The sequence below is a fragment of the Colwellia sp. MB02u-9 genome (assembly GCF_014077085.1).
In the GTDB taxonomy this organism is placed as follows: domain Bacteria; phylum Pseudomonadota; class Gammaproteobacteria; order Enterobacterales; family Alteromonadaceae; genus Cognaticolwellia.
Genome location: NZ_JACGVF010000076.1, coordinates 1 through 605, shown reverse-complemented (window position 1 = coordinate 605; position 605 = coordinate 1). Strand labels below are relative to the sequence as shown.

The following is a 605-nucleotide window of genomic DNA, read 5'->3' as shown; positions in this document are numbered from 1 at the left end:
TACACTTTCTCTACCTTAATTTTATAAAAAACACTATAAAGCACAGGTACGGCTATCATGGTCAAGATAGTGGCAAACGCTAATCCGCCCATAATAGTCACCGACATATCAGCAAAGAAAGGGTCAAATAATAATGGCATAACACCTAATATAGTGGTGATAGCTGCCAGTGAAACTGGTCTCAAACGACTCAAGCTTGCTTCAACGATGGCAATTGCTTTTTCTTTACCTTCAATAATTTGTAAGTCAATTTCTTCTAATAGCACAATAGCATTTTTAATTAACATACCAAATAAACTCAAAAAGCCCAGTAACGACATAAAGCCAAAAGGTAGGTCTGCTATTAGTAAGCCCGCAACCACCCCCACCACAGCCATAGGTACAATCAGCCAAATAATAATCGGTTGCCTAGCCTTACCAAAGAGCAAGACACTGATAATAAACATAATTAAAAACCCCAGCGGCAAGCCTTTTCCTAAAGCGGCTTGCGCTTTACGTGACGACTCATATTCGCCGCCCCAGTCAAGTTTATAACCTTCTGGTAAAGCAATAGCAGCAATTTTAGCTTGTGTACGATTAAACGCCTCACCGGTAGTTTCATTGTA

Annotated in this window: 1 protein-coding gene; it reads right to left on the bottom strand. The window is 39.8% G+C overall.

What is annotated here, in order from left to right; genetic code table 11:
- The coding region (locus H4J65_RS05885; RefSeq protein WP_182196671.1) for an efflux RND transporter permease subunit at positions 1-605 on the bottom strand (605 nt) is incomplete at both ends.